An 18,770-nucleotide genomic window follows, 5' to 3' on the forward strand; every position below is an offset into this window, starting at 1 on the left:
GGGCTTCGCGCCGCGTCAGGGGGAAGTCCCCCTAAGCGCGATAGGGATTGTCACCCGAAAGGGCCGAGATCGACGCCACAAGCGTCAGCTCGGGGCAACGCCTAAAGCCCGGCCCGCAGAGGATCGCCCCTTACAGATCTGAAAAGTTTGCATTTTTCTCATGCGGGAAGATTGTTGTTACCCTCGACGGACCGACCATCGGTTAATGATATGGCTGGAGCATTTTTGTAGGCTCCAGCCGTCACTTATGCCGACAATTTTTCCAGCCCTTGGTAATGTGCGGGCGCAACGCTTTCGATCATCTCAAGAAGATATTTTACATTTTTCTGACTTTCTGAAACTATTGCTGGATCAAATCCTTTTCCGGTGAAGTGTGAATTATCATTCGTGAATTTGTAAATTGCAGCTTTCTTGTCCTCATCGAACGTGATGGTCTCCATTTTTTTATAAAGCTTGTCATTCGATGGAGAGTGGAACTCAAGAAACGTCTCAAGAAGTTTTCGGGCCACGTTCGGCATGTGGTAACAAGATGCGATCGTTCCATCAGACTTAAAATGATACAGGGTCTTGAAAAGAAATTGATATTCGGTCTGATGGTCGATGAGTAGTTTGTCCAAACTTCCGATTGTCGCCACGCGGTCGCTGGCAGTCTCGGTGCAAATAATCATGTAATGTGACGTGTTCTTCTTTGCATTGTCGAGCCAGTTCAAAAGCAGTTTCAAGAATTCGAAATTATGTGTAAGCAGGAAAACTTGCTTAGCGTTTTTCACAGCATTTTTCAGGCAGGCGAATGCTTGGTAGATTGCAGAGGAATCTAGGCTCGAAATTGGGTCGTCGATAACCACGATCCCTTCCGCCACATCGAACTCCTGATCTCCGAGATGCGTGACGAAATAGATGAATGCAATGGCCGTCTTTTCGCCTTCACTAAGACGCTTTGCTGGCTTCCCACGCCGTAACAGCCGATAGCCTTCATCAGCAGAATGAAACTCAAGATCAGTGCGGCCAAGAAAATCACGAAGGCGTTTTGTCATTTCAGACCCGCCCGCATGAGCGCTCGATACCTTCGCCCGCTTTTCCTTTATCGACGCTAGCAGCGCTGCCATGCTGCGCGGATCGGGAAATTCCGGCGCGCCATTTGTCAGCTTGGCCGCCTCAATGTTGTGTCCCTCGATCTGCTTCTCAAATTCCTCAACCTGCTCGGCAATCCCCGCGAGATAGTGCCGTTCCAGTATTTCCCGTGCCTTCCCCTTGGCTGACGAGAATTGTGCCGTTTTGATGTTGTGCCGGGCAAGGATGTTATTGAGCTGGTTCGCTGCCTCCAACAGCGCAGCGGCCTCGATGTCCGCTTCGGTATCAAATGCGCTCGATCGCCGAATGAGTTTGTCAGCAAGGATGGCGTCAAGGTCAGTGAAGCGTTCAAGGCAGGCAGACCGGGCAGCTTCCCAAGCCTCAACCGCGATCTCGTATTCTTTCCAAAGCTCGGCGTAGAGTGATGACTGGGCGGCGGGTTCTATCTTCCGCAAACTATCCGCCAGCCGCAGACCCGTGGCCATTGCCGCTTCGATCTCGGTCTTGAGCAACTGGTCGGCTGCGCCGAAATGCTGGGCCAGCGCTTCAGCGCGATCAGCCGGGATAGGCTGCGCGCAATATTCGCAAGAGGGTGAAGAATGTTCGCGGTGAAGCTTGATCCCTTCCTCAACCCATTTGGATATTTCAGGATTTTCGACGAGACGCTTCAACGCGCCTTCCTGAGCCGTTTTCCGCGTAAGGCTTTCGACCGTGCGGGAGAACCGGGCGCAGACATCTGTGAATGGTTCAAGCTCACCGTCACTGTCGCGTAGCTGCGGCGGCAATCCAAACTCACTGACCGGATCGGCCTGCTCCTGCCGGAGCGTGGCGCGGCTAACCTCAAGTTCGTCGTCGGCATAGGTCTTCAGCGGACGCAGGCGGGCAAAGTCTTTCTCCGCGTCAGGCTTGCGATAGCTACGAAGCGATGCGCCGCTGGTGGCCTCACCAATGGTTTTTGCGACGGCTGAGAAAACTTTGCCCTTGTCATTCGTCGCCTTTTCCGTGGCGGTTGATATAGCCTTGAGTTGCAATTCGCGGGCATCATAGGTCGCTTGTTCCTTACGAACCTCTTCGGCGAGTTCCTTATTCTCGACGCCGACAATCAGGATGGGACGGATAGGCCCATCGAATTTCCCGATATTCGCCTCCACGTAATCGGCGTTGAACACCCGCAGTTTGCGGCTGTATTTTTGGCCTTTGGCAACCGCGCCGCTTTCCCCATCGACTGCGAATTCAAGCAGCGGATATTCTGTGTGCGCGCCGTCGTTCAATGCTGAAAACAGGCGCGAGAGCGTGGTTTTGCCTGCGCCGTTTTCGCCGTAGATCAGGTTGTAGCGTGAGAATGCCTTAAGCCCCGGCGCTTGGGTATAGTTGCCGAAGACGCCTAAGTTTTTGATCGACTTAATGGCGGTCAGCATCCCTCATTCTCCCCCTGCTTTTTCGGCTCCCAGCCCTTCATGAAGTACGGCTGGCCATTATCGACATTCACGTCGGTCGACTCCTCTCCGTATTCGCCCGGTGGCCCCAGCACGCTCGCTATGCGAAATTGCATTTCGCTAGGATCACCCTCGGCAGGTAGGTCGTATCGTTCCGGCAGGTGCCGCATCTGATGGGTGTAGTAGAACCACACATCATTGCCCTTCAGAAGCACGAGAAGTTGGCGAACGCGCCGCCTTAGCGCGATTTCATCCGCTGGCGTCGGCCTCGAAAGCCAATCGCGTTTCGAATATGTGAGATCAGTCAGGAGGCGGATCAGCTCTTCGGCATACTCGCTGGTTTCTGCGGTAAGCTGAACGTCGATCTGAACAGTCAGGTCTTGGGAGTGCTGGGCATCATGGATCAGCCTGCCCTCGTCCATCGTTGCGTAGGCTAGGTCTTTGTCAAATCGGGGGATCACGCGATCCTTGAAAATCCTATCAAGGAGGCTTGGGGCAGTGTCGTTGGGGGCGGGCACTAGCTTCGGCGTGTCGATCGCATAAGCGATCGTATCGCGTGGCACGCCTAGATAGGCTGCAATGCGATCCAACTCCGGCATCGTAACCGCCGCATTTTCATTCTCGATAGATCGAATGCGGCGTTCACTGATACCAACCGCATGCGACATCTCTTTCTGGAGCGATCCCTTTTCGAGCTGCGACCGGAGCTCTTTTATCAAATTGCCGTTTGGCGTGACCTTTTTCATCGTAACCTCTATGTTTGTGTTCTGGTCACGAAGCTACAACAGATTGCCATGCTTGGGGCGGCACGTAATCGGCAGGCAGCGGCACATGATCGGCACGCATAGATGACAGGATTTTAGATGGCCGCATTGTCATTGCCCTTTTACCGGATTTTTTCGCGTTCGAATTTCTTCATAAATTCTTTTCAGTTATTGGATTTAACCTAAACCACCCCTTTCGGTTTGGCCAGATTCAGGTTTCACGCAATTCACAAATGAATGGCATCCGTGAAGCTTGGGGATAGAGAATATTTTCCTATGGCGTTCCGATATATGTTCCCTGTATGTTCTAGTCATGGGAACATATCAGGGCGACAACACGACAGGCTTTCAGAGCCCTGCGCAAGACTACATTGAGCCTGTGGTCGATCTCGCGCGCCTGCTCGATCTGCGGCGTCCGGGTCTATATCCCGTCCGGGTTGTCGGCCAAGAGCTTCGCTCAAGGGGAATCCATGCGGGCGATATCCTGATTGCGAATGCCAACTCGGAGCCAACGACGGGGAAGGTTTGCGTGGCCCTCCTCCATGGCGAATTCATTCTCGCCACGTTGACCCGTGATGGGGAGGACTGGTGGCTGCGTCCGTCCAGCGGCAACCCTGTGCAGGTTGATGGCGATGTGGAAATCTGGGCCATGATAAAGGCACTCGTGCGAACGAAGGTGTGAGCCGTGTTCGCGCTGATTGACGGCAACAGCTTCTATTGCTCGTGCGAGCGGGCCTTTGATCCGTCGCTCCGCAACAAGCCTGTGGTGGTCCTGTCCAATAATGACGGCTGCGTAATCGCCCGCACAAGCGAGGCGAAGGATTTGGGATTAAAGATGGGCGAGCCCTGGCACCTGGCGTCGAAGCGGCCTGAGCTGAAAACCGTCATCGCCAAAAGCTCGAACTATGTTCTGTATGGCGACATGAGCCGCCGGGTTTTCGATGTGCTCTCCGGCGAAGTGCCTCGAGTTCGAGCCTTACTCGATCGACGAAATGTTTCTCGATTTCGCAGGGCTTCCCGTCAATCTCGTGGCTTTCAGCGCTTCTCTCCGCGCCAAGGTACTCAAAGTCGCGAAGATCCCGACATGCGTTGGCATTGGCCCGACGAAGACGATCGCCAAACTTGCAAACAAGCTCGCGAAGGCTGATCGCACGGGCTGCGGCGTCCTTGATCTATCATCGCCCGACACGAGGGCGACCATCTACCAAATGGCAGACATCTCCGATGTCTGGGGGGTGGGGCGGGCGTCCATGGCCAAGCTTGAAAAGCTGGGCGTGCATACACTTTCTGATTTTGTCGCGCTTGATCCCGAGCTTGTACGGGGGATGCTGACGGTAACAGGACAGCGGACCCATGCAGAGCTGCGCGGAATCTCGTGTATGCCGTTCTCGGAAGCGCCGGCATCGCGAAAGAGCATCGCCTGCACGCGGAGCTTTGGGCGGGCGATCACTGACTTCGACGAAATGCGAGAAGCGGTCGCGACTTATGCGGCGCGGGCCGCAGAGAAGCTGCGCCGCTTCAACCTGCGCGCGGGAGCCATGCAGGTGTTTATGCGGACGAACGAGTTCAACGATGATCCGAAATATTCGAATTCGGTTACGCTTGGCGTCGAGGCAACCGCAAACTCGTTTGCGCTAATCGGGACAGCCACGCGCGCGGCGAACGCCATGTGGCGGGACGGATTCCGATATTTCAAGGCGGGCGTCATTTTGCTCGACTTGTATATGCCGAACGAATTGCCCGCCGCCGACCTGTTCGCCTCCCGCGATCCAGATAAATCGAAAGCGCTCATGGTCGCGCTCGATGCCATCAATGGCCGCTATGGTCGGGAGAGCGTTAGACCGGGCGGCTTGGCCAAGCGCTCCGGTGGCTGGGCGATGAAGCGCGAGAATTTGTCGCCCTGCTACACGACGCGCGTGGCGGACTTACTCACGGTCAAAGCCTCATCTTGTTCCGATAAGAAAAGGCCGATCGAGAGCTAATGCGCATCCAACCCGCGCTGAGGTTGGTCCCTCGGAAGGAGGCAGGGTCACTAGGGGCTGGCACGCCCGCTAGTTTGTCTCGATGGGCAAAACCATCGTGCGGGGTCCACGGGCGGCAAACGCCTTGGTCATGGGGTCACGGGGAGCACGAAGGCTCTCCCGGTCGATGGGGTTTGGGGAGAGCGAAGTCTCCCCATTGGTGCTGATCCGGCTCGATGCCGCGATCAGCACCAATGGCCGGAGGGATGCAACGGGAACGCGCAGCGGGTTCCCTTGCCAAGATGGCGTGTAGTTACACGCACATCTTGCGGTTAGCGTAAGCACGTTATCACTGCTTCATTTCGGCCATATCTAGGTCTGGGTCTTCGCACGCCAACAGCGCCACTTGCTCCATCGCCGCATGGATGACCGCACGGGCTGATTGTAGGCCTTGATGCTCGTATGTAAGCATCGCTGCATAGGAAGCCATACAAGCCGCGGCCTTATCAAGAGGCATTTGCTGATGCGAAAGCAAGTGCTCCATAGCAATTCTAAGGGGAGACAGATCGGTATGGGTATCGTCTTGCACGTCGATCAATCTCCCCAACGCCAGCATAGATTTTGAAACTAACGCACCTGCGAAGTTTGAGAAGACCTATTTTTGCGTGAGCGTCGTTACCGCTTTCGGCGAGGTCGGTTGTGCAGCAACGGTCACCTGCCATCCTTTTTCTGCGACAGCCTTTGCTACGGCGTCTTTGACAGCCGCATCTATTTTCGCCTGTAGCTCCTTGTCAGACGTCTTCGCCCCCGCCGACGCTAGAACATAAAGGCGGCGCACCGCGTTATCTGCTTTCACCTGCTCTATAAATTCAGCGTTGCCCAGATAACCAGCCATGTTTAAATTGCAGGAATTGGCAAAGTTGCGATCAAGCGCGGCGAGATTCTCAGTTAAAGTTCCAACGGTAACAAGATTCGTTCCGTAGGCTTCCTCGGAGGACAAACTGATGACTTCCGAGGGCTTGAAGTTTGGCTTTGATGACGACGTGACGGCTTGGCCCGTGAAAGGCGTTGGCTCTGGGCATAGCAAAAATTTACCATCAGGAAGCGCGATCCATGCTACAAATCGACGTTCGCCCGTTGAAGTCCATAAACGTGTTTCTGTCTTGTGGGCCGCCATCGGCCTGTTCTTTATTGCGGTTATCGTTGAGGCGCATCCGCTCAATCCGAATGCCAACAGTGCAATCACGCTTATCTTCATCATGCCAGTTCCCCCCTTGAGAGGGAGCGAGCGTAGCAGATCACTCAGATCGTGTTAGCCCAATAAGGAAGCCGAAAAATGAAACTATTCAGTCACAGTTGTAGACTTTATACTTTTTGGTTTACGGACTGACTTCAAAGGGGCTGCTGTAGCTTGAGCGGCAGCAGCTTTCGGCTTGCGACCAAGCCCGATCTTGATTGCAAGATTGCGGCGCGATTCTGCATAATTTGCTGCGACCATCGGATAGTCTTTGGGAAGTCCGAAAGCCTCACGATAGCTGTCCGGCGTAAAGCCATTGAGCGATAGGTGCCGTTTCAGCATCTTATACGGGTTGCCATCGATCATGCTGACCAGATGGTCCGGCTTGATCGACGCGCGGATGGAAACTGCCCCCTTGGGCTTTTCTTCCACTGGCTTAACGGGTGCGCCCAACCCCTGCAACGCGCCATAGACTTTTTCGATTAGGCCGCCAACGTCGCTCGCCGCCACACTATTATTGCTGACATGGGCAGAAACGATGTCAGCGGTCAGGGTGATAAGTATTTCGTTTTCAGCGCCCACAATATTCTCCATTTTCTTAATATAATGGCTGTTAGCGAACTCGGGACAAATAATCCATTGTCGCAACCGATTTCACAAAGCGTCTCGCGCGCAAACGCTTACCTAAACCAAACTACCGTGAGGTCGATCCATAGGTTGACCACCGTAATCGCTATGCCATAGTTGCGCGGATGTCGCTGAGGTTCACATGGCAACTTGGTCCAGTTACCAATCTCTTATCCAACTTGCAGCCGCGCTAAATTTTGGGTTTGCAGGATTTGACTTCCTTTTTGTCAGGCGATTGGAAGAAGCAAAAAAAGCCAGAGAGAATATGGTTCGGCAAATGTTAGCCGAAAGGAAGCAAGGGGCTGCACGACCCACTCTAAGTGCCGCAAGAAACTCAGCGGTTAAATCACGCTTGGAAAAACTAGCCAATGTCGAAGCCGCCAAAGCAAGATGGAATGCTACATTTTCGGTTATTTCTGGAATCGTCTCGATATTTCTGCTGGGATATATGTCTGTCGCAGCCAACGATGAGGCCAGCATAGGCTTCTTGGTATCTTTTATTTTCGTTAGTTATCTATGGTTTTCTATTTCGTTGATGTGGATGTTAGGGGCAAGAACATACCTACGATTTTTCGTAACCAGATTTGCAAATGGGGATGCAAAATAACGAATGGCCAGAATAGTATGTGATGACATTCAAAAACTTGAGGATGATCTTGTTAAGAAATGTCCACATTGTGAAGAAGAAATACGTTGGTTTATGTTTGCATTGACCGAGGTAGTGAGTCTTCACGATCATCAATTTGACGAATATGGGTTCAATCCCGTTAAACTTGACGAAAGGAGAAGGCTTTATGTATGCTCTTTTTCATGTGGCGGAGAAGCCGTCTTTGATTGGAAAAATGCCGAAGTTAATGATCTTGATGTCATTTGTTAGGCTGAAGGGTTAAAATGGTTGCCGAAGCAATTGACGCGCGAGGAGATACGGAAGTGCATTTCCGGAGCGGACTAAGATATCGATCTTTAGGAAAGTTCTTTGAGGCAGCGTTAAACAGGCGCGATCTCTCTTTAGAAGAGGTATCGCATAAAACTGGCTTGAGCGAAGATGTTCTGCGTCAACTAATTCAAGACGAAAGAAAATTTGATTCCGGCGTAGTAAAAAAACTAAGGCCACTTTTTCCTACGACTTATAGATCATTCTCCAAATGGCAGGATGACATTGATAAGATGAATTCAGCCAAGATATCTAGCATGTCAAAAATCGGAAGCCCTCGGCGTAAATTTGGCTGATGGACGCCAATGTTTCAAATTAGTTTTTGCCCAGATGCCTAAATAGAGTTGCACGACCTACGCCATAGCGCGCCGCCAAGGCGTCGGCCTTAATCTGGCTTCCCTGCATTAACTGCCTTGCCTCCACGATCTGTGCCGCCGTCATCTTCGGCCTACCGCCAAGGTGGACGCCGCGTTGGCGGGCGGCTTCGAGGCCAGCGCGGGTCCGCTGGGAAATCATCCGCCGCTCGATATGGGCGAAGAGGGCGAGGATAGTGCTGTAAAGTTCTCCGGCTTCCGTCCCGGTGTCGAAATTCTCAGTAAGGCTGACGAGGCTTGCGCCTCGGTGGTGGAGGTCGGCCATGATCGACATGACATGGGGGATAGACCTGCCAAGGCGGTCCAGCTTCCACACTACCAGCTTTTCGCCCTGGCCGATTGAGGCCAAGGCTAGGTCCAGACCTTCGCGGGAGACGGCAACGCCCGTGATACTGTCCTCAAAGATCGGATCGCATCCGGCGGCTTGTAAGGCATTGATCTGTAAATCACTATTCTGGTCTGCCGTGCTGACGCGGGCGTAGCCTATCAGCCGGGTTTTCGTTTCCATGTCCTGTGTCCGGCTGGAGTCTCATGAACCATCCTCAGTGAGACTGCCCATTTCGAGGCAAAGCCAAGATCACCAAGGACGGCAAAACCGCCGTTTCCTTGGCTAAATATTTAACACAAGCCGTATCGGAATTGAAGAAAAAAGAGTATCGCCAAGGATGGTTCTTGAGACTGTATAAAGTACAGAAGCCCGCCGATTTTGAATGACTTGCCATCCGATGGGGTGGCGTCTTTCGGATGGGGCAAAAAATGAGCAATAACGGTCTTCTTAAATCGGCATTCATGGCTTCCATGCTTGCAACTGCTTGCATATCAACGTCAGCATTAGCGCTTGAAGCAAAGCAATGTCTTCCAATGGCTGAGATGAATGCCGCTTTAAAAGCCGAGGGTCAGCGCACGATGATCATCGGTGATCGCGTTTATGTGGACAGCCCGACCGATGACATCATGGACGCGCGTTTCAACCGCTTCGTTAATACCGTCACATCGAACGCGGATGGCTCCTTGGGCTATCAGCTTGAAGGCGACAAACCTCGCGCCCAGTCATCAAATAAGGTTTGCGTAGGGGCAAAGCTTACCAACGTCCAATTGCTCGATGCGCGTAAGCCGGGAATTAACAAAGCCGCTCTGCTGGGTGGAGCGTTCAACGAGGTCATCATCAACAGCGAGAAAAACGGTACGCGGCCTATGGTTGTCGCTGATAGCGTCCATTCTGATGCCAACGGTTCAGACCGTATGGGCCTTCCCGTCGTTATCTTGGGTAATATGGAGATGAGATATGGTGGCGTGGTTTCACGTCAGCCGGATGGCCGACCTATCAACATGCTTCGTATGACCAGCTTGGATTATACTGCCGCTGGCCTCGCGCGCCTGAATCCGCAAGTGGCGATGGTTTCCCCGAAATAGAAAATATCTAAACGTCAAATCCGCCACCCGGTGAAGTAGGTGCAGGTCCGGAAGGCGGCGTTAAGGCTGCAATCTGCTTCGGCGCGTCCAAAGGTTGTTCTGCAGCCAAAGCAGCTTTGTGATGTTCTCTCAAATTGAGGTCTGACGCTATCGCCGGACCGTCAAGCGTAGAAGCAAAGGAATTTAGAGCCGACGTTTCAATGGATGCGTTTCCCATACCTTGCGATAAGATATCTGCACGAGCTTCCGTTGACATCGGCGTATCGGATTTTGCTACTTCAGCGTTCAGTTCTACCTTTTGGCCATTCATCTTCGCGTCGGTTTCGTACTGTTTCGCTTCCTTCAAATCTCTTTCAAGCTCGGTTCTCAGTGCCGGATCGGCATCGAGCTTGGCATCCAATGCTTTCATCTCGTCCGTCCACTGGTTCGGCGGCAAGCTCTGCATCTTGGCTAGAAGGGACATCTGATCGACCATCTCGGTAGCCTTGGCTTCCGTTTTTCCTTCTTTCTTCAGCTTTTCCATCAGCCATTTGCGAAGAGGGGTGTCGCCTTTCAACTGGTCGGCAAACTCACCCCATTCTTCCCCAGTCATTTCGATCCCGGCGTAGGAGTGCCTCGCCTGCGCCCATTCCTCTCGTTGACGCTCCTGCTCATGGATGTGATCGATGGCGTCCGCGAAATCTTCGAACCATTCGGCGGATTCTTCTTTTTCCTTTTGAGCCATTTCCTCTCGGGTAAGTTGGCTTAGTGAACCAACCCCGTTACCGATAGTCCATTCTGATGTGCCGGGAATGCGTTGCGCGAAATTCGCTTTTGCTTGGACCGCTTCCTGAAAAGATGCAGAGCCGCCGATAGGGGCGTCCTGATAGAATAAGATTTGCTCCGCTTGAGCCATATCCGGTTGGGGCAGCTTATCTTCACTTTCATTGTCTTTAGCGTGGTCGCTCATTGGTCAGATAATAATCGAACATTATTAATGACAGTTATGTAAATGATAAAATGCAGATAAAATTCGTCTCAATTTTTATCTAACTGTAATTTGGCGCTGTCTTATATATTGGGCTGTCGCGGCGGGGAGCCATCATCCCCCTTTGAGATTTTCTCGTCGCGGCACCCTAGCAGGTAAACATTTTTAGATACACATTGTGTATCTTGCTGTGATATGATGATGGAAAGGAAACGACCATGCCAGCACCGCAAGCCGCAGATACACATGTCAAAGCCGTCAATCTCAAAATGCGGGAGGATACTCGCGCTCTAATCGATCGTGCAGCCCAGATGCAGGGGCGTTCGCGAACGGATTTTATGATCGAGGCTTCGCGCCGCGCAGCGGAAGACGCTATTCTGGATCAGACCGTGATTTCCGTCGATGCCGATACATATGGTCGTTTTCTTGCAATGCTCGACGCGCCGCCGCAACCAAATGAAAGGTTGCGTAAGACTATGCAGACCAAGGCACCTTGGGAACCCCAGTGAGTTTTGCTGCGCCCACGCCGCTTGCGGATCATCATAATCTCGACAATTTCGACTCAGGTGTGGCTTCGCTTGATGAATGGTTGCGCCGACGCGCTCGCGCCAATCAGGCCGCAGGGGCAAGCCGCACGTTCGTCATCTGCGAAGGCGATGATGTGGCGGGGTATTACGCGCTGTCGTCCGGCTCGATCAGTACGATCGAAGCCAGCGGCAGGATGCGGCGGAATATGCCTGAACCTATCCCGGTAGTGGTTCTCGGTCGCCTCGCTATTGGCAAAGGCTACCAAGGCCAAGGAATAGGTCGCGCCATGGTCCGTGACGCAGCCAAACGGGTGATCGCCGCAGGCGATGAAATCGGCATACGCGGCATTGTCGTCCATGCGATCAGCGAGGAAGCCAAATCCTTCTATCTGGCGATTGGGTTTCTGCAATCACCGACCGCCGATATGACATTGATGATCCCGATTTCAGATTTGAAAGCCGCGCTGTGATTGCATGAAGCCAAGCGTTCACGGCACGACGGTTCCCATTACCAAGGCCATACGGCAAAAGCTTCGCGCGGAAATCAAGCGTACGGGTGTTACGGCCATGATGCTACTAAAGGAAGCGCCGGATTTGCCGGATGGATTGACTGTCGCGCATGTGAACCGCTGGATCGGCGGGGTTATCGACGCAGCACGAGCGCGGCATATCGACTATGTAATGAGCAGATGGGCAAGTCTGCCAGATAATGCCGGGCGCGTGTCGTCCAATGGCTCTCCGCTACCCAAGCGCGGCAAGCGCTTTGCGGACAGTGCAAAACGTATCGAGGTAACAGCGGAAATGTCGAGGTTGCTACGATCAGAACTTGCTCGGACGGGCATCGATCATGCCACCCTGCTTGATGGCATGAGCCACGTTCCTGAAGGTCTGAACGCCCGTATCATCGCGGGTTGGCTATATCGACAGGCTGCGACGACCAACGAAATTTACTGGGCGTTTGTGATGACGTGGCTCGGGGCCGCGCCGGATTTATCTGCTCCGCTGTCGGTTCCACTACGCAAGCCGCGCAAAATACACCTATAAAATTATCGTGATCAGAAGCTGAATTCGTGCTTTGTAAAATCATAGGAAACGCCATTGTACATGACCTTGAAAAGCGCTTCTTTGGCCCTTTGATTTCCGCAAGCCGCTGCGTGATCGAAAGCGGTGCGTAAATTGGCGTCTCGTGCCCAAGGATCAAATATCGCATTCTCACATGCATATTCTACAAATTGATAGCTATTTTCGATGCAAGCAACATGCATGGGGGTCATATCCAAAAAGCTACTCTTTGCTTGATTCAACGACATACCGCCATCAATAAAAGTCTTTAATGAATCAACATCGTCATTTCTAGCTGCTTCAAATATATCAATAATCATTGCTCGTTTTATCTTATGATAATCATCTGTCATAAGAAGTATCCCTTCACGGAATTTATTATTCTATTTGCTTCCTCCGTGTCACTAAAATAATATCCCTCCATTTCCATAATGATACCACCTTTAGGCGTAAGAACATTAGATTTATCGTCAATTCTTTGTACAACCGCAATGTCAGTGGATTTATTGTTCGCCGTGCGATGTCTAGTGCTATTTTTAGTTGAATGTTTAAATAGGAATGGATCGACTGCTAACGGTGGGACTTTCAGTAAGAAACGGGCTTCGTGTTTCCCATCCACAGTATCGACTTCAATTTCTGCTACGCCATCTGCGAAACCATTTACTGGATCGCCACGATAAGCTGGCCGGAACAGTTTGACATTGAAGCGGGCGTGATAGCAGGAATCTTCCTCTTGTGTCCAAGTATCAATACTTTGAGGTATCAAGAAGCCTTCATAAATAGAAGAAGAGCTAATTTCACTGCGAGAAAAATGAGTGTTGAATCTATGATAGGCAAATAATATTTTCCGAACACCCCAATTATCTCGAACGAAATGAACTGAGGAACTGCCTAGAAGGCTTCCTTTGATCATGCCTTTTGATACAAAGGTATCTGGTAAGATCCTGTAAAAATCATCCAGATATATGCTATCTAACCCTTCAAATTTGTATTTGGAATAAATCATAAGAAGAGCTTTATGTACAAAGTCTTCTCGGGCTTCGCTTATTTTGCTACGAAATTTTGCTAAATGGCCATCTTTTTCCATTTGCACGATATACAGATTTACAAATCTAAACTTTGCATCTGTCGGGGTTGATCCGTCATACCAATCTTGCAAATTCTGACCTGAGAGATTGCGATCTCTTTTTTTCAGTTCGCTCCCGTCGTACGTATCAAAGGCCTCCATGATGATGTCTCGGATCGTTCCCCAACCTATATCGCGAGATGGCACAGTCTTCTGAATCTCAGCCCGCCGTAGTGTCAGTATTTCTAGACAGACCGATTTCCATTCAGCCGGAAACGCCTGAATAGGAGGGTATGGCGGCTTCAAGGCGGAATCTTGAGCATTCAAGGCGGGGTCTTTTGGCATCGTCACCGTAAAAATTGCATCGTGTTCAAGGCGGTCACACCGCTGAGCTGGCCAGCTCTAACTTTTAGAAAAGGTTAGAGCAATGAACGACATTTTTTCATACGAACGCCCGCATACTATCGGGCCTGACTTTCGTTTCGCATGTCCACGTATCATAACGGTGGAGGAGCGCGAGCGGCTATTAAGCCTAGATTTTATTGAAGGTCTAGCGCTTAGAATAACCGCGTTGAACCTCTCCCGTATCAGGACAACCGATTGGCTGGCGGACAAAATATACGGGTTTAACGGCACGATCTACGGTTGGGACGGGAGGCCACTTTATATCGATCCCGATATTATAGATCGGTCTTACGGGCAGGATGAAACCTGCACATGGAATAGCGAGGTGAAAGTATTCGCCAGGCGCCCGCCGCTGCGGCGTCCGCGCCATTCGATGCTTTTGCGTCTGGCTCTTTGGGACGCCGCGATGAAGATGAACGGCACTCCCGTCCTGTGATGACAAGAATGTGAGCCGCTATCACCCCGATAGCGGCTCACAATTTTGACAGACGGCAATCTCCAGCCTGAAGGAGATTATCATGTCGTACAAAGTCGATTACTCCGGCCAAGTAACAGAGCAGGTTATCGATGAAAGTGTCAGCGATTCTGCCCAGACCATCCGCTATGTGGAAGCCCCCCGGCGTGGTTTCGCATTTCCCAGCATCCTCAAGACCACCGCCGTCTTTCTGGCGGGTGCTGCTGTCCTCTTCACGATGGAGACGGCTGCGCCGGAGGGCTATCGCCCCTCCACGTTCATAGGGACATACGATGCTCGCATCACAGCCGCCGTCAAGGCAGCGGAGTTGCAGCAGCAAAGCCGCTTCGATGCGTGGGCCGCAAACGTGAAGCTGGCAGCGGATCAGCACGCAGAACAGTACAAGGCTGTGACGCAAGGCGTGCTGACCAACTACGCAGCGTCCTACGATCAGGCGAAGATTGCCACGCAGGCGGCTTACGAATTTCAGGGCCGCTATGCCTCAACGATCATGGGGCAGAAAACCCAGGAACAGGGCGCTGACATCGGCATCATCAATTTCATGCGCGGCTTCGGGCGCATCATGAATGGCTTGGAAGCCGGAGCAGGTGACAATGCACTGGGCTATGCCGACGATCTCAGCGGCAAGCTTCAGGACGAGGTAACGGATGCGGCCCGGAAGGGTGCAGGTACTCCGGTCGTAGATTGGGCGCGTGGACTTGCAACGCCGGATGAAGTAGCGGCAAAGCTTGCCAGCATCCAGCCGCTTCGCCTTCCGCCGCCGCCGCCGATGGGCGAACAGCGGGTTACTATCGGAAACCCGTGGGGCGACCGCTAACATGCGCGGCGGCAGTTTGATGAAGGGGATGCAGGCCTTAATGACCCTGCATCAACGAACGGTCGAAGCAGATTTTGCGGCGGCATCGCGACGCGAAGCGGAGAGAACGCGGATCGCAATCGCCTCCGCTCAGGCCTCCGGCGTTTTAGGCAACGGTCGCCTAGCAAACCTGCAAGATGTCCGATCTTCTGACCTCCTCAATCCGAACGGTCTTTTTCTGGGGGCGCTAAACAAGCGCCTCCTTTTTATAACGGCGATGCGCCGCTGCTCACCTATGCCCGCGCGGGCACGGGCAAGGGACGAGACTTCATCCTGCCGAACCTCGCGCATGTCCGTAATCGCAGCCTGATCGTGATCGACGTGAAGGACGGTGAAAACTGCTTCGCGTCATTCGAGCATCGCTCCCATACGCTGCGCCAGCGTTGCATCTATCTCAATCCGTTCAAACTGCTGGGGCTTTTGAATACGCGGATCAATCCGCTTCAAACCCTCATCGGCATCGTGCGCCGTGGCGAGCAAATCGACACGGAGGCAGACGAGATCGCGCATATTCTCATCCCATCGGCGGCGAAGAGTAAGGACGACTGGGTAGGCAAAGGCGCTCGGCGGATGCTCGCCGTGCGAATGGAATATCTGGCGCTCTTCGAGCCGGAGCTTTGCACGTTGAGCGGCCTGTGGCGCTTCGTGAACTCGTCTCAGGAGGAAGTGGAAATCGGCTTCGCCATGATGGCGACATGCGGCCTGCCGGGGCTGGAAGGCAAGGCAGAGGCGTTGCGCGCAACCGCCAAGGACGCCCCGAAGCAGTTTGAGGCGTACAAATCCGACTGCATCGAAGCCCTCAATCCTTTCGAGCCGGGGAAGTCGCTTGATGGCGCGACCTCCGCGCACGATTTCGATTTCAAGTTTCTCAAGCATGAACCGACCACGGTGTATCTCATGGCTCCCAGCGAAAAACTGGCCGTTGCGGCTCCGTGGATTAGCCTGATTGTTAGCCACATCATCGAGACGGTCGCGCGGGAAGTCGGCCCTGTGCAGACGACATTCCTGCTCGACGAATTTCCTATGCTGCCGCCTTCGCCTTCGATCACCAAAACCCTCCGACTGTATCGGGGCAAGGGGCTACAGCTTTGGATATTTTCACAGGGCCGCTACTCGCTCGAAGAGCGGTGGTCGCGCGAAGCTGTGAAGGAATTTGAGGACATGGCCGCGATCTTCAACACAAGCGCCGTGGAAGACCCAGACCTCATGGGCGACATCGAGAAATGGAGCGGGAACCGCACCGTTCTCATGCACGGTGTCAATCGCAGCGGCGGCACAGTTGAATCTGCCGGAGCCAATCTCGGCGAAGCCCGCAGGGCGGTCCTTCAAAGTGAGGATATTCGCGGCATCGGGGCGGGGTTGCAGATTATCCGCGTCGCGGGCCTGTCCCATCTTCTCGTCTGCAAGCGTGTCCATTTCGATGATGTCGATCCGTGGAAGGATCAGCTGCGCGATGTTCGCACTCTCCATAAGGGTATTGTCCTATGAGCGCCGATCGCTCCGCGTCTGGCGTCATCTCGTCTTCGTTCGCCGCTGCGAGTGCCGAGCGCTCTTCTGCTCCTACCGTGTCGCCTGAGCGAGCTGAAAAGATCAATAGCTGGGCAAAAATGGCGACTGAAAAAGTCGGGCAAAACTACGAGCAAACCAGACACGCTTGGGTGAATCAGAAGTATGGCGAATTGCTGGCTCGCGATGGAGAGCGCCTATCTCTCAAGCCAGCTTGGGCAGTTGACGACCGGAAAGCGCATCTCATGCGAACCGCTGAATACATCGTGCGCCGCAGATTTGAGGAAAGGCTATCAAATATAAATCGCGTCGCAGAAAAATTGCTCGCTGGGCAAACGCTTGCCTTTAAAACAGATGATCGCGGACGATAATGAGTGATAGAAGTTTCAAAATCAATGCAAATTTGTATTGTTTCTTAATAAGATATACAATCAATACATGTGCAGCGGGTTAATTATCCCCCCGCCCAACGTATATCGGCAGCTTAATAATCTCTTTCACGATGCTCGAAGAGTGGTCCGCGTGATGGTGATTATAATGGCAAATAGCGTCGAACATTCATCTGTCGATCTCGAACGATACCGCGCCTTGGTTGCGGGCATCGATCTTTCACAAGCGAGCAAAGACGAAGTAATTCGGATTATATCCCGAATGATGGGCGCATTCGTCGATCAAGCCTTTGGAGTCGATCCAACCCATCTTTCGATGAAATTGCGTCAATATGACTCTTTTCATGCAGATTCAGAACATGCTATCTTGCCTACAATCCCAGATGACGATGTGAACACAAAGACCAATGGCTCGGGCATTGGCGAAATGCGACCCTGAGGATCAGTATGGCAAGAGAACTTCAACAGAAAGCTGTCATTTATTGCCGCGTTAGTTCTGCAAAGCAGACGACGCGTGGGGATGGTTTGGCCAGTCAGGAAACGAGGTGCCGCGAATACGCTGGCTATCGTGGCCACGAGGTCGTGACCGTTTTCAAGGATGACGTCTCTGGGAAGATAGCAGAGCGGCCCGGAATGAAAGCCATGCTCGCCTTTCTCAAAGCGCGCCGGAGAACCCCTCACGTCGTCATCATTGACGATATCAGCCGCCTAGCGCGTGGCCTCGAAGCACATATCAAGCTGAGAGCACAAATTTCTGCTGCAGGCGGTATGCTGGAGTCACCTTCAATCGAATTTGGTGAAGACTCTGACAGTGAGCTGGTGGAGCACCTGCTTGCCAGCGTGTCACAGCATCAACGCCGCAAGAATGCGGATCAAACGCTCAATCGAATGAAGGCAAGAGCCAGCAACGGATTTTGGATTTTTGGTAGCCCGGTTGGCTATCGGTATGATCGCGCGCCCGGCGGCGGCAAGATGCTAATCCCGCATGAGCCAATGGCGTCGATCGTGCGCGAGGCGCTTATAGGCTTTGCAAACGGAAGGTTCATGTCGCAGGCAGAGGTAGGCCGCTTCCTTCAATCTCACGCTGAGTTCCCGGCTAACCGCGCTGGCAACGTAACGATTGAGCGCGTTAGCGTCCTGCTCAATCAGATACTATATGCTGGCTATATCAACGTCCCGAGCTGGGGCATATCGACGCGCAAGGCTCAGCACGAGGGGCTTATTGATCTTCAAACCTTCGATCAGATTCAGCAAAGGCTTCACGGCAAGCCGGGCCCGGCGACGCGCGCCGATCTCAATGCTGACTTTCCGCTCAGAGGTCATGTAGTCTGCGATGATTGCGGTCATGCGCTCACAGCAGCGTGGACGAAGGGCCGCGATCGGATGCACCCCTACTATCATTGCTTCAAGAAAGGCTGCGAGAGCGCTCGCAAATCCATCCGGAAAGTGGACATAGAATCTGCGTTTGAGGCGAAGCTGAAATCTCTCACTCCAGCTCGTGAGCTTTTCGATCTGGCAGCAGAAATTTTTCGCGACGCTTGGAATGCACAACTTTCGAAAGCTGCAACGCGGCGCGCCGAATTGAAGCGTGAGGTCGCAGAGGTCGAAAAGAAAATTACATCAACCGTTGATCGGCTCGTTGAGGTCGATAGCAAAACAGTTGCCGTGGCGCTTGCGAAGCGCGTCGATGAACTGGAGCA

The 18,770-nt window shown here is 52.8% G+C and carries 24 protein-coding genes and 4 pseudogenes; 18 read left to right on the plus strand and 10 right to left on the minus strand.

Annotated features, from left to right (window positions below):
- Nucleotides 1-245: 245 nt before the first annotated feature.
- Both U5A89_RS10095 and U5A89_RS10100 read right to left on the minus strand, forming a co-directional pair.
- The gene (locus tag U5A89_RS10095; protein WP_338161016.1) at nt 246-2,489 is read right to left on the minus strand and encodes an AAA family ATPase; all 2,244 of its coding nucleotides are present in this window, start codon (nt 2,487-2,489) and stop codon (nt 246-248) included.
- Complete coding sequence (locus tag U5A89_RS10100) at nt 2,483-3,253, minus strand: helix-turn-helix domain-containing protein (protein ID WP_338161017.1); 771 nt, start codon at nt 3,251-3,253, stop codon at nt 2,483-2,485. The genes U5A89_RS10095 and U5A89_RS10100 overlap by 7 nt, the downstream gene beginning before the upstream one ends.
- Before the next feature lie 331 nt (nt 3,254-3,584).
- Between U5A89_RS10100 and U5A89_RS10105 the strand changes: the two genes are divergently transcribed.
- The 4 genes and pseudogenes from U5A89_RS10105 to U5A89_RS10115 all read left to right on the plus strand — a co-directional run bounded on the left by U5A89_RS10105 (nt 3,585) and on the right by U5A89_RS10115 (nt 5,253).
- Complete coding sequence (locus tag U5A89_RS10105; RefSeq protein ID WP_338161018.1) at nt 3,585-3,953, plus strand: LexA family protein; 369 nt, start codon at nt 3,585-3,587, stop codon at nt 3,951-3,953.
- Between the two features lie 3 nt (nt 3,954-3,956).
- Nucleotides 3,957-4,223, plus strand: a pseudogene (locus U5A89_RS21355) (Y-family DNA polymerase); the annotation flags it as partial.
- 40 nt (nt 4,224-4,263) lie between these two features.
- A pseudogene (locus U5A89_RS21360) lies at nt 4,264-4,341 on the plus strand (hypothetical protein); the annotation flags it as partial.
- A 180-nt stretch (nt 4,342-4,521) separates the two neighbouring features.
- Complete coding sequence (locus tag U5A89_RS10115) at nt 4,522-5,253, plus strand: DinB/UmuC family translesion DNA polymerase (RefSeq protein ID WP_338161020.1); 732 nt, start codon at nt 4,522-4,524, stop codon at nt 5,251-5,253.
- A 328-nt stretch (nt 5,254-5,581) separates the two neighbouring features.
- Here U5A89_RS10115 and U5A89_RS10120 read toward each other — a convergent pair whose 3' ends face one another.
- The 3 genes from U5A89_RS10120 to U5A89_RS10130 form a co-directional block, all read right to left on the minus strand.
- On the minus strand, nt 5,582-5,821 hold the full coding sequence (locus tag U5A89_RS10120) for a hypothetical protein (RefSeq protein ID WP_338161021.1): 240 nt from the start codon (nt 5,819-5,821) through the stop codon (nt 5,582-5,584).
- A 66-nt stretch (nt 5,822-5,887) separates the two neighbouring features.
- Entirely contained in the window at nt 5,888-6,493 is a 606-nt protein-coding gene (locus U5A89_RS10125) for a hypothetical protein (protein WP_338161022.1), read from the minus strand.
- An 81-nt stretch (nt 6,494-6,574) separates the two neighbouring features.
- Nucleotides 6,575-7,063 (minus strand): Ros/MucR family transcriptional regulator, encoded by a 489-nt coding sequence (locus U5A89_RS10130; RefSeq protein ID WP_338161023.1) that lies wholly within the window; start codon nt 7,061-7,063, stop codon nt 6,575-6,577.
- Between the two features lie 175 nt (nt 7,064-7,238).
- On the opposite strand from U5A89_RS10130, the gene U5A89_RS10135 reads away from it, so the two are divergent.
- The 3 genes from U5A89_RS10135 to U5A89_RS10145 are packed head-to-tail and all read left to right on the plus strand — an operon-like array spanning nt 7,239 to nt 8,326.
- On the plus strand, nt 7,239-7,703 hold the full coding sequence (locus U5A89_RS10135; RefSeq protein WP_338161024.1) for a hypothetical protein: 465 nt from the start codon (nt 7,239-7,241) through the stop codon (nt 7,701-7,703).
- Between the two features lie 3 nt (nt 7,704-7,706).
- Nucleotides 7,707-7,973, plus strand: coding sequence for a hypothetical protein (locus tag U5A89_RS10140; protein WP_338161025.1), 267 nt, complete (start codon nt 7,707-7,709; stop codon nt 7,971-7,973).
- Between the two features lie 14 nt (nt 7,974-7,987).
- The gene (locus tag U5A89_RS10145; protein ID WP_338161026.1) at nt 7,988-8,326 is read left to right on the plus strand and encodes a helix-turn-helix domain-containing protein; all 339 of its coding nucleotides are present in this window, start codon (nt 7,988-7,990) and stop codon (nt 8,324-8,326) included.
- A 19-nt stretch (nt 8,327-8,345) separates the two neighbouring features.
- On the opposite strand, the gene U5A89_RS10150 is transcribed toward U5A89_RS10145, so the two are convergent.
- Entirely contained in the window at nt 8,346-8,912 is a 567-nt protein-coding gene (locus U5A89_RS10150; RefSeq protein WP_338161027.1) for a recombinase family protein, read from the minus strand.
- Between the two features lie 248 nt (nt 8,913-9,160).
- On the opposite strand from U5A89_RS10150, the gene U5A89_RS10155 reads away from it, so the two are divergent.
- The gene (locus U5A89_RS10155) at nt 9,161-9,817 is read left to right on the plus strand and encodes a hypothetical protein (protein ID WP_338161028.1); all 657 of its coding nucleotides are present in this window, start codon (nt 9,161-9,163) and stop codon (nt 9,815-9,817) included.
- Nucleotides 9,818-9,824: 7 nt separating this feature from the next.
- Here the strand turns inward: U5A89_RS10155 and U5A89_RS10160 are convergent, their stop codons facing one another.
- Nucleotides 9,825-10,766 carry a hypothetical protein gene (locus U5A89_RS10160; protein ID WP_338161029.1) on the minus strand — a complete coding sequence of 314 codons (942 nt, stop codon included), beginning with the start codon at nt 10,764-10,766 and terminating at the stop codon, nt 9,825-9,827.
- A gap of 236 nt (nt 10,767-11,002) precedes the next feature.
- On the opposite strand from U5A89_RS10160, the gene U5A89_RS10165 reads away from it, so the two are divergent.
- The 3 genes from U5A89_RS10165 to U5A89_RS10175 are packed head-to-tail and all read left to right on the plus strand — an operon-like array spanning nt 11,003 to nt 12,355.
- The gene (locus U5A89_RS10165) at nt 11,003-11,293 is read left to right on the plus strand and encodes a type II toxin-antitoxin system TacA family antitoxin (RefSeq protein WP_338161030.1); all 291 of its coding nucleotides are present in this window, start codon (nt 11,003-11,005) and stop codon (nt 11,291-11,293) included.
- Nucleotides 11,290-11,781 (plus strand): GNAT family N-acetyltransferase, encoded by a 492-nt coding sequence (locus U5A89_RS10170; RefSeq protein WP_338161031.1) that lies wholly within the window; start codon nt 11,290-11,292, stop codon nt 11,779-11,781. The genes U5A89_RS10165 and U5A89_RS10170 overlap by 4 nt, the downstream gene beginning before the upstream one ends.
- 4 nt (nt 11,782-11,785) lie before the next feature.
- Nucleotides 11,786-12,355, plus strand: a complete 570-nt coding sequence (locus U5A89_RS10175) for a hypothetical protein (protein WP_338161032.1) — start codon at nt 11,786-11,788, stop codon at nt 12,353-12,355.
- Nucleotides 12,356-12,366: 11 nt separating this feature from the next.
- Here U5A89_RS10175 and U5A89_RS10180 read toward each other — a convergent pair whose 3' ends face one another.
- Entirely contained in the window at nt 12,367-12,726 is a 360-nt protein-coding gene (locus U5A89_RS10180) for an ankyrin repeat domain-containing protein (RefSeq protein WP_338161033.1), read from the minus strand.
- The gene (locus U5A89_RS10185; protein WP_338161034.1) at nt 12,723-13,784 is read right to left on the minus strand and encodes a hypothetical protein; all 1,062 of its coding nucleotides are present in this window, start codon (nt 13,782-13,784) and stop codon (nt 12,723-12,725) included. The genes U5A89_RS10180 and U5A89_RS10185 overlap by 4 nt, the downstream gene beginning before the upstream one ends.
- An 82-nt stretch (nt 13,785-13,866) precedes the next feature.
- Here U5A89_RS10185 and U5A89_RS10190 point away from each other — a divergent pair, with 82 nt between their 5' ends.
- From U5A89_RS10190 to U5A89_RS10215, 6 genes and pseudogenes are all read left to right on the plus strand, one after another.
- On the plus strand, nt 13,867-14,280 hold the full coding sequence (locus tag U5A89_RS10190) for a hypothetical protein (RefSeq protein ID WP_338161035.1): 414 nt from the start codon (nt 13,867-13,869) through the stop codon (nt 14,278-14,280).
- A gap of 82 nt (nt 14,281-14,362) precedes the next feature.
- Entirely contained in the window at nt 14,363-15,136 is a 774-nt protein-coding gene (locus U5A89_RS10195; protein ID WP_338161036.1) for a hypothetical protein, read from the plus strand.
- Nucleotides 15,137-15,400: 264 nt separating this feature from the next.
- Nucleotides 15,401-16,663 (plus strand): type IV secretory system conjugative DNA transfer family protein, encoded by a 1,263-nt coding sequence (locus U5A89_RS10200; protein ID WP_338163006.1) that lies wholly within the window; start codon nt 15,401-15,403, stop codon nt 16,661-16,663.
- Nucleotides 16,660-17,052 (plus strand): hypothetical protein, encoded by a 393-nt coding sequence (locus U5A89_RS10205; protein WP_338161037.1) that lies wholly within the window; start codon nt 16,660-16,662, stop codon nt 17,050-17,052. The genes U5A89_RS10200 and U5A89_RS10205 overlap by 4 nt, the downstream gene beginning before the upstream one ends.
- A gap of 166 nt (nt 17,053-17,218) precedes the next feature.
- The gene (locus U5A89_RS10210) at nt 17,219-17,509 is read left to right on the plus strand and encodes a hypothetical protein (protein WP_338161038.1); all 291 of its coding nucleotides are present in this window, start codon (nt 17,219-17,221) and stop codon (nt 17,507-17,509) included.
- A gap of 8 nt (nt 17,510-17,517) precedes the next feature.
- Nucleotides 17,518-17,970: pseudogene (locus tag U5A89_RS10215) on the plus strand (recombinase family protein); the annotation flags it as partial.
- A gap of 252 nt (nt 17,971-18,222) precedes the next feature.
- Here U5A89_RS10215 and U5A89_RS10220 read toward each other — a convergent pair.
- Complete coding sequence (locus tag U5A89_RS10220) at nt 18,223-18,417, minus strand: hypothetical protein (RefSeq protein ID WP_338161039.1); 195 nt, start codon at nt 18,415-18,417, stop codon at nt 18,223-18,225.
- 21 nt (nt 18,418-18,438) lie between these two features.
- Here U5A89_RS10220 and U5A89_RS10225 point away from each other — a divergent pair.
- Nucleotides 18,439-18,492 (plus strand): annotated as a pseudogene (locus tag U5A89_RS10225) (hypothetical protein); the annotation flags it as partial.
- Between the last annotated feature and the right edge of the window lie 278 nt (nt 18,493-18,770).

This window comes from Sphingobium sp. HWE2-09 (assembly GCF_035989265.1).
Classification (GTDB): domain Bacteria; phylum Pseudomonadota; class Alphaproteobacteria; order Sphingomonadales; family Sphingomonadaceae; genus Sphingobium.

Bases quoted from the DNA above. Each gene is read 5' to 3' on its own strand.
- U5A89_RS10150 (WP_338161027.1), bottom strand. From the start codon at position 8,912: ATGGAAACGAAAACCCGGCTGATAGGCTACGCCCGCGTCAGCACGGCA.
- U5A89_RS10175 (WP_338161032.1), top strand. From the start codon at position 11,786: ATGAAGCCAAGCGTTCACGGCACGACGGTTCCCATTACCAAGGCCATA.
- U5A89_RS10145 (WP_338161026.1), top strand. From the start codon at position 7,988: ATGGTTGCCGAAGCAATTGACGCGCGAGGAGATACGGAAGTGCATTTC.
- U5A89_RS10190 (WP_338161035.1), top strand. From the start codon at position 13,867: ATGAACGACATTTTTTCATACGAACGCCCGCATACTATCGGGCCTGAC.
- U5A89_RS10100 (WP_338161017.1), bottom strand. From the start codon at position 3,253: ATGAAAAAGGTCACGCCAAACGGCAATTTGATAAAAGAGCTCCGGTCG.
- U5A89_RS10115 (WP_338161020.1), top strand. From the start codon at position 4,522: ATGGCCAAGCTTGAAAAGCTGGGCGTGCATACACTTTCTGATTTTGTC.
- U5A89_RS10205 (WP_338161037.1), top strand. From the start codon at position 16,660: ATGAGCGCCGATCGCTCCGCGTCTGGCGTCATCTCGTCTTCGTTCGCC.
- U5A89_RS10185 (WP_338161034.1), bottom strand. From the start codon at position 13,784: ATGCCAAAAGACCCCGCCTTGAATGCTCAAGATTCCGCCTTGAAGCCG.
- U5A89_RS10160 (WP_338161029.1), bottom strand. From the start codon at position 10,766: ATGAGCGACCACGCTAAAGACAATGAAAGTGAAGATAAGCTGCCCCAA.
- U5A89_RS10195 (WP_338161036.1), top strand. From the start codon at position 14,363: ATGTCGTACAAAGTCGATTACTCCGGCCAAGTAACAGAGCAGGTTATC.
- U5A89_RS10125 (WP_338161022.1), bottom strand. From the start codon at position 6,493: ATGATGAAGATAAGCGTGATTGCACTGTTGGCATTCGGATTGAGCGGA.
- U5A89_RS10140 (WP_338161025.1), top strand. From the start codon at position 7,707: ATGGCCAGAATAGTATGTGATGACATTCAAAAACTTGAGGATGATCTT.
- U5A89_RS10165 (WP_338161030.1), top strand. From the start codon at position 11,003: ATGCCAGCACCGCAAGCCGCAGATACACATGTCAAAGCCGTCAATCTC.
- U5A89_RS10210 (WP_338161038.1), top strand. From the start codon at position 17,219: ATGGCAAATAGCGTCGAACATTCATCTGTCGATCTCGAACGATACCGC.
- U5A89_RS10220 (WP_338161039.1), bottom strand. From the start codon at position 18,417: ATGACCGCAATCATCGCAGACTACATGACCTCTGAGCGGAAAGTCAGC.
- U5A89_RS10155 (WP_338161028.1), top strand. From the start codon at position 9,161: ATGAGCAATAACGGTCTTCTTAAATCGGCATTCATGGCTTCCATGCTT.
- U5A89_RS10095 (WP_338161016.1), bottom strand. From the start codon at position 2,489: ATGCTGACCGCCATTAAGTCGATCAAAAACTTAGGCGTCTTCGGCAAC.
- U5A89_RS10180 (WP_338161033.1), bottom strand. From the start codon at position 12,726: ATGACAGATGATTATCATAAGATAAAACGAGCAATGATTATTGATATA.
- U5A89_RS10135 (WP_338161024.1), top strand. From the start codon at position 7,239: ATGGCAACTTGGTCCAGTTACCAATCTCTTATCCAACTTGCAGCCGCG.
- U5A89_RS10130 (WP_338161023.1), bottom strand. From the start codon at position 7,063: ATGGAGAATATTGTGGGCGCTGAAAACGAAATACTTATCACCCTGACC.
- U5A89_RS10105 (WP_338161018.1), top strand. From the start codon at position 3,585: ATGGGAACATATCAGGGCGACAACACGACAGGCTTTCAGAGCCCTGCG.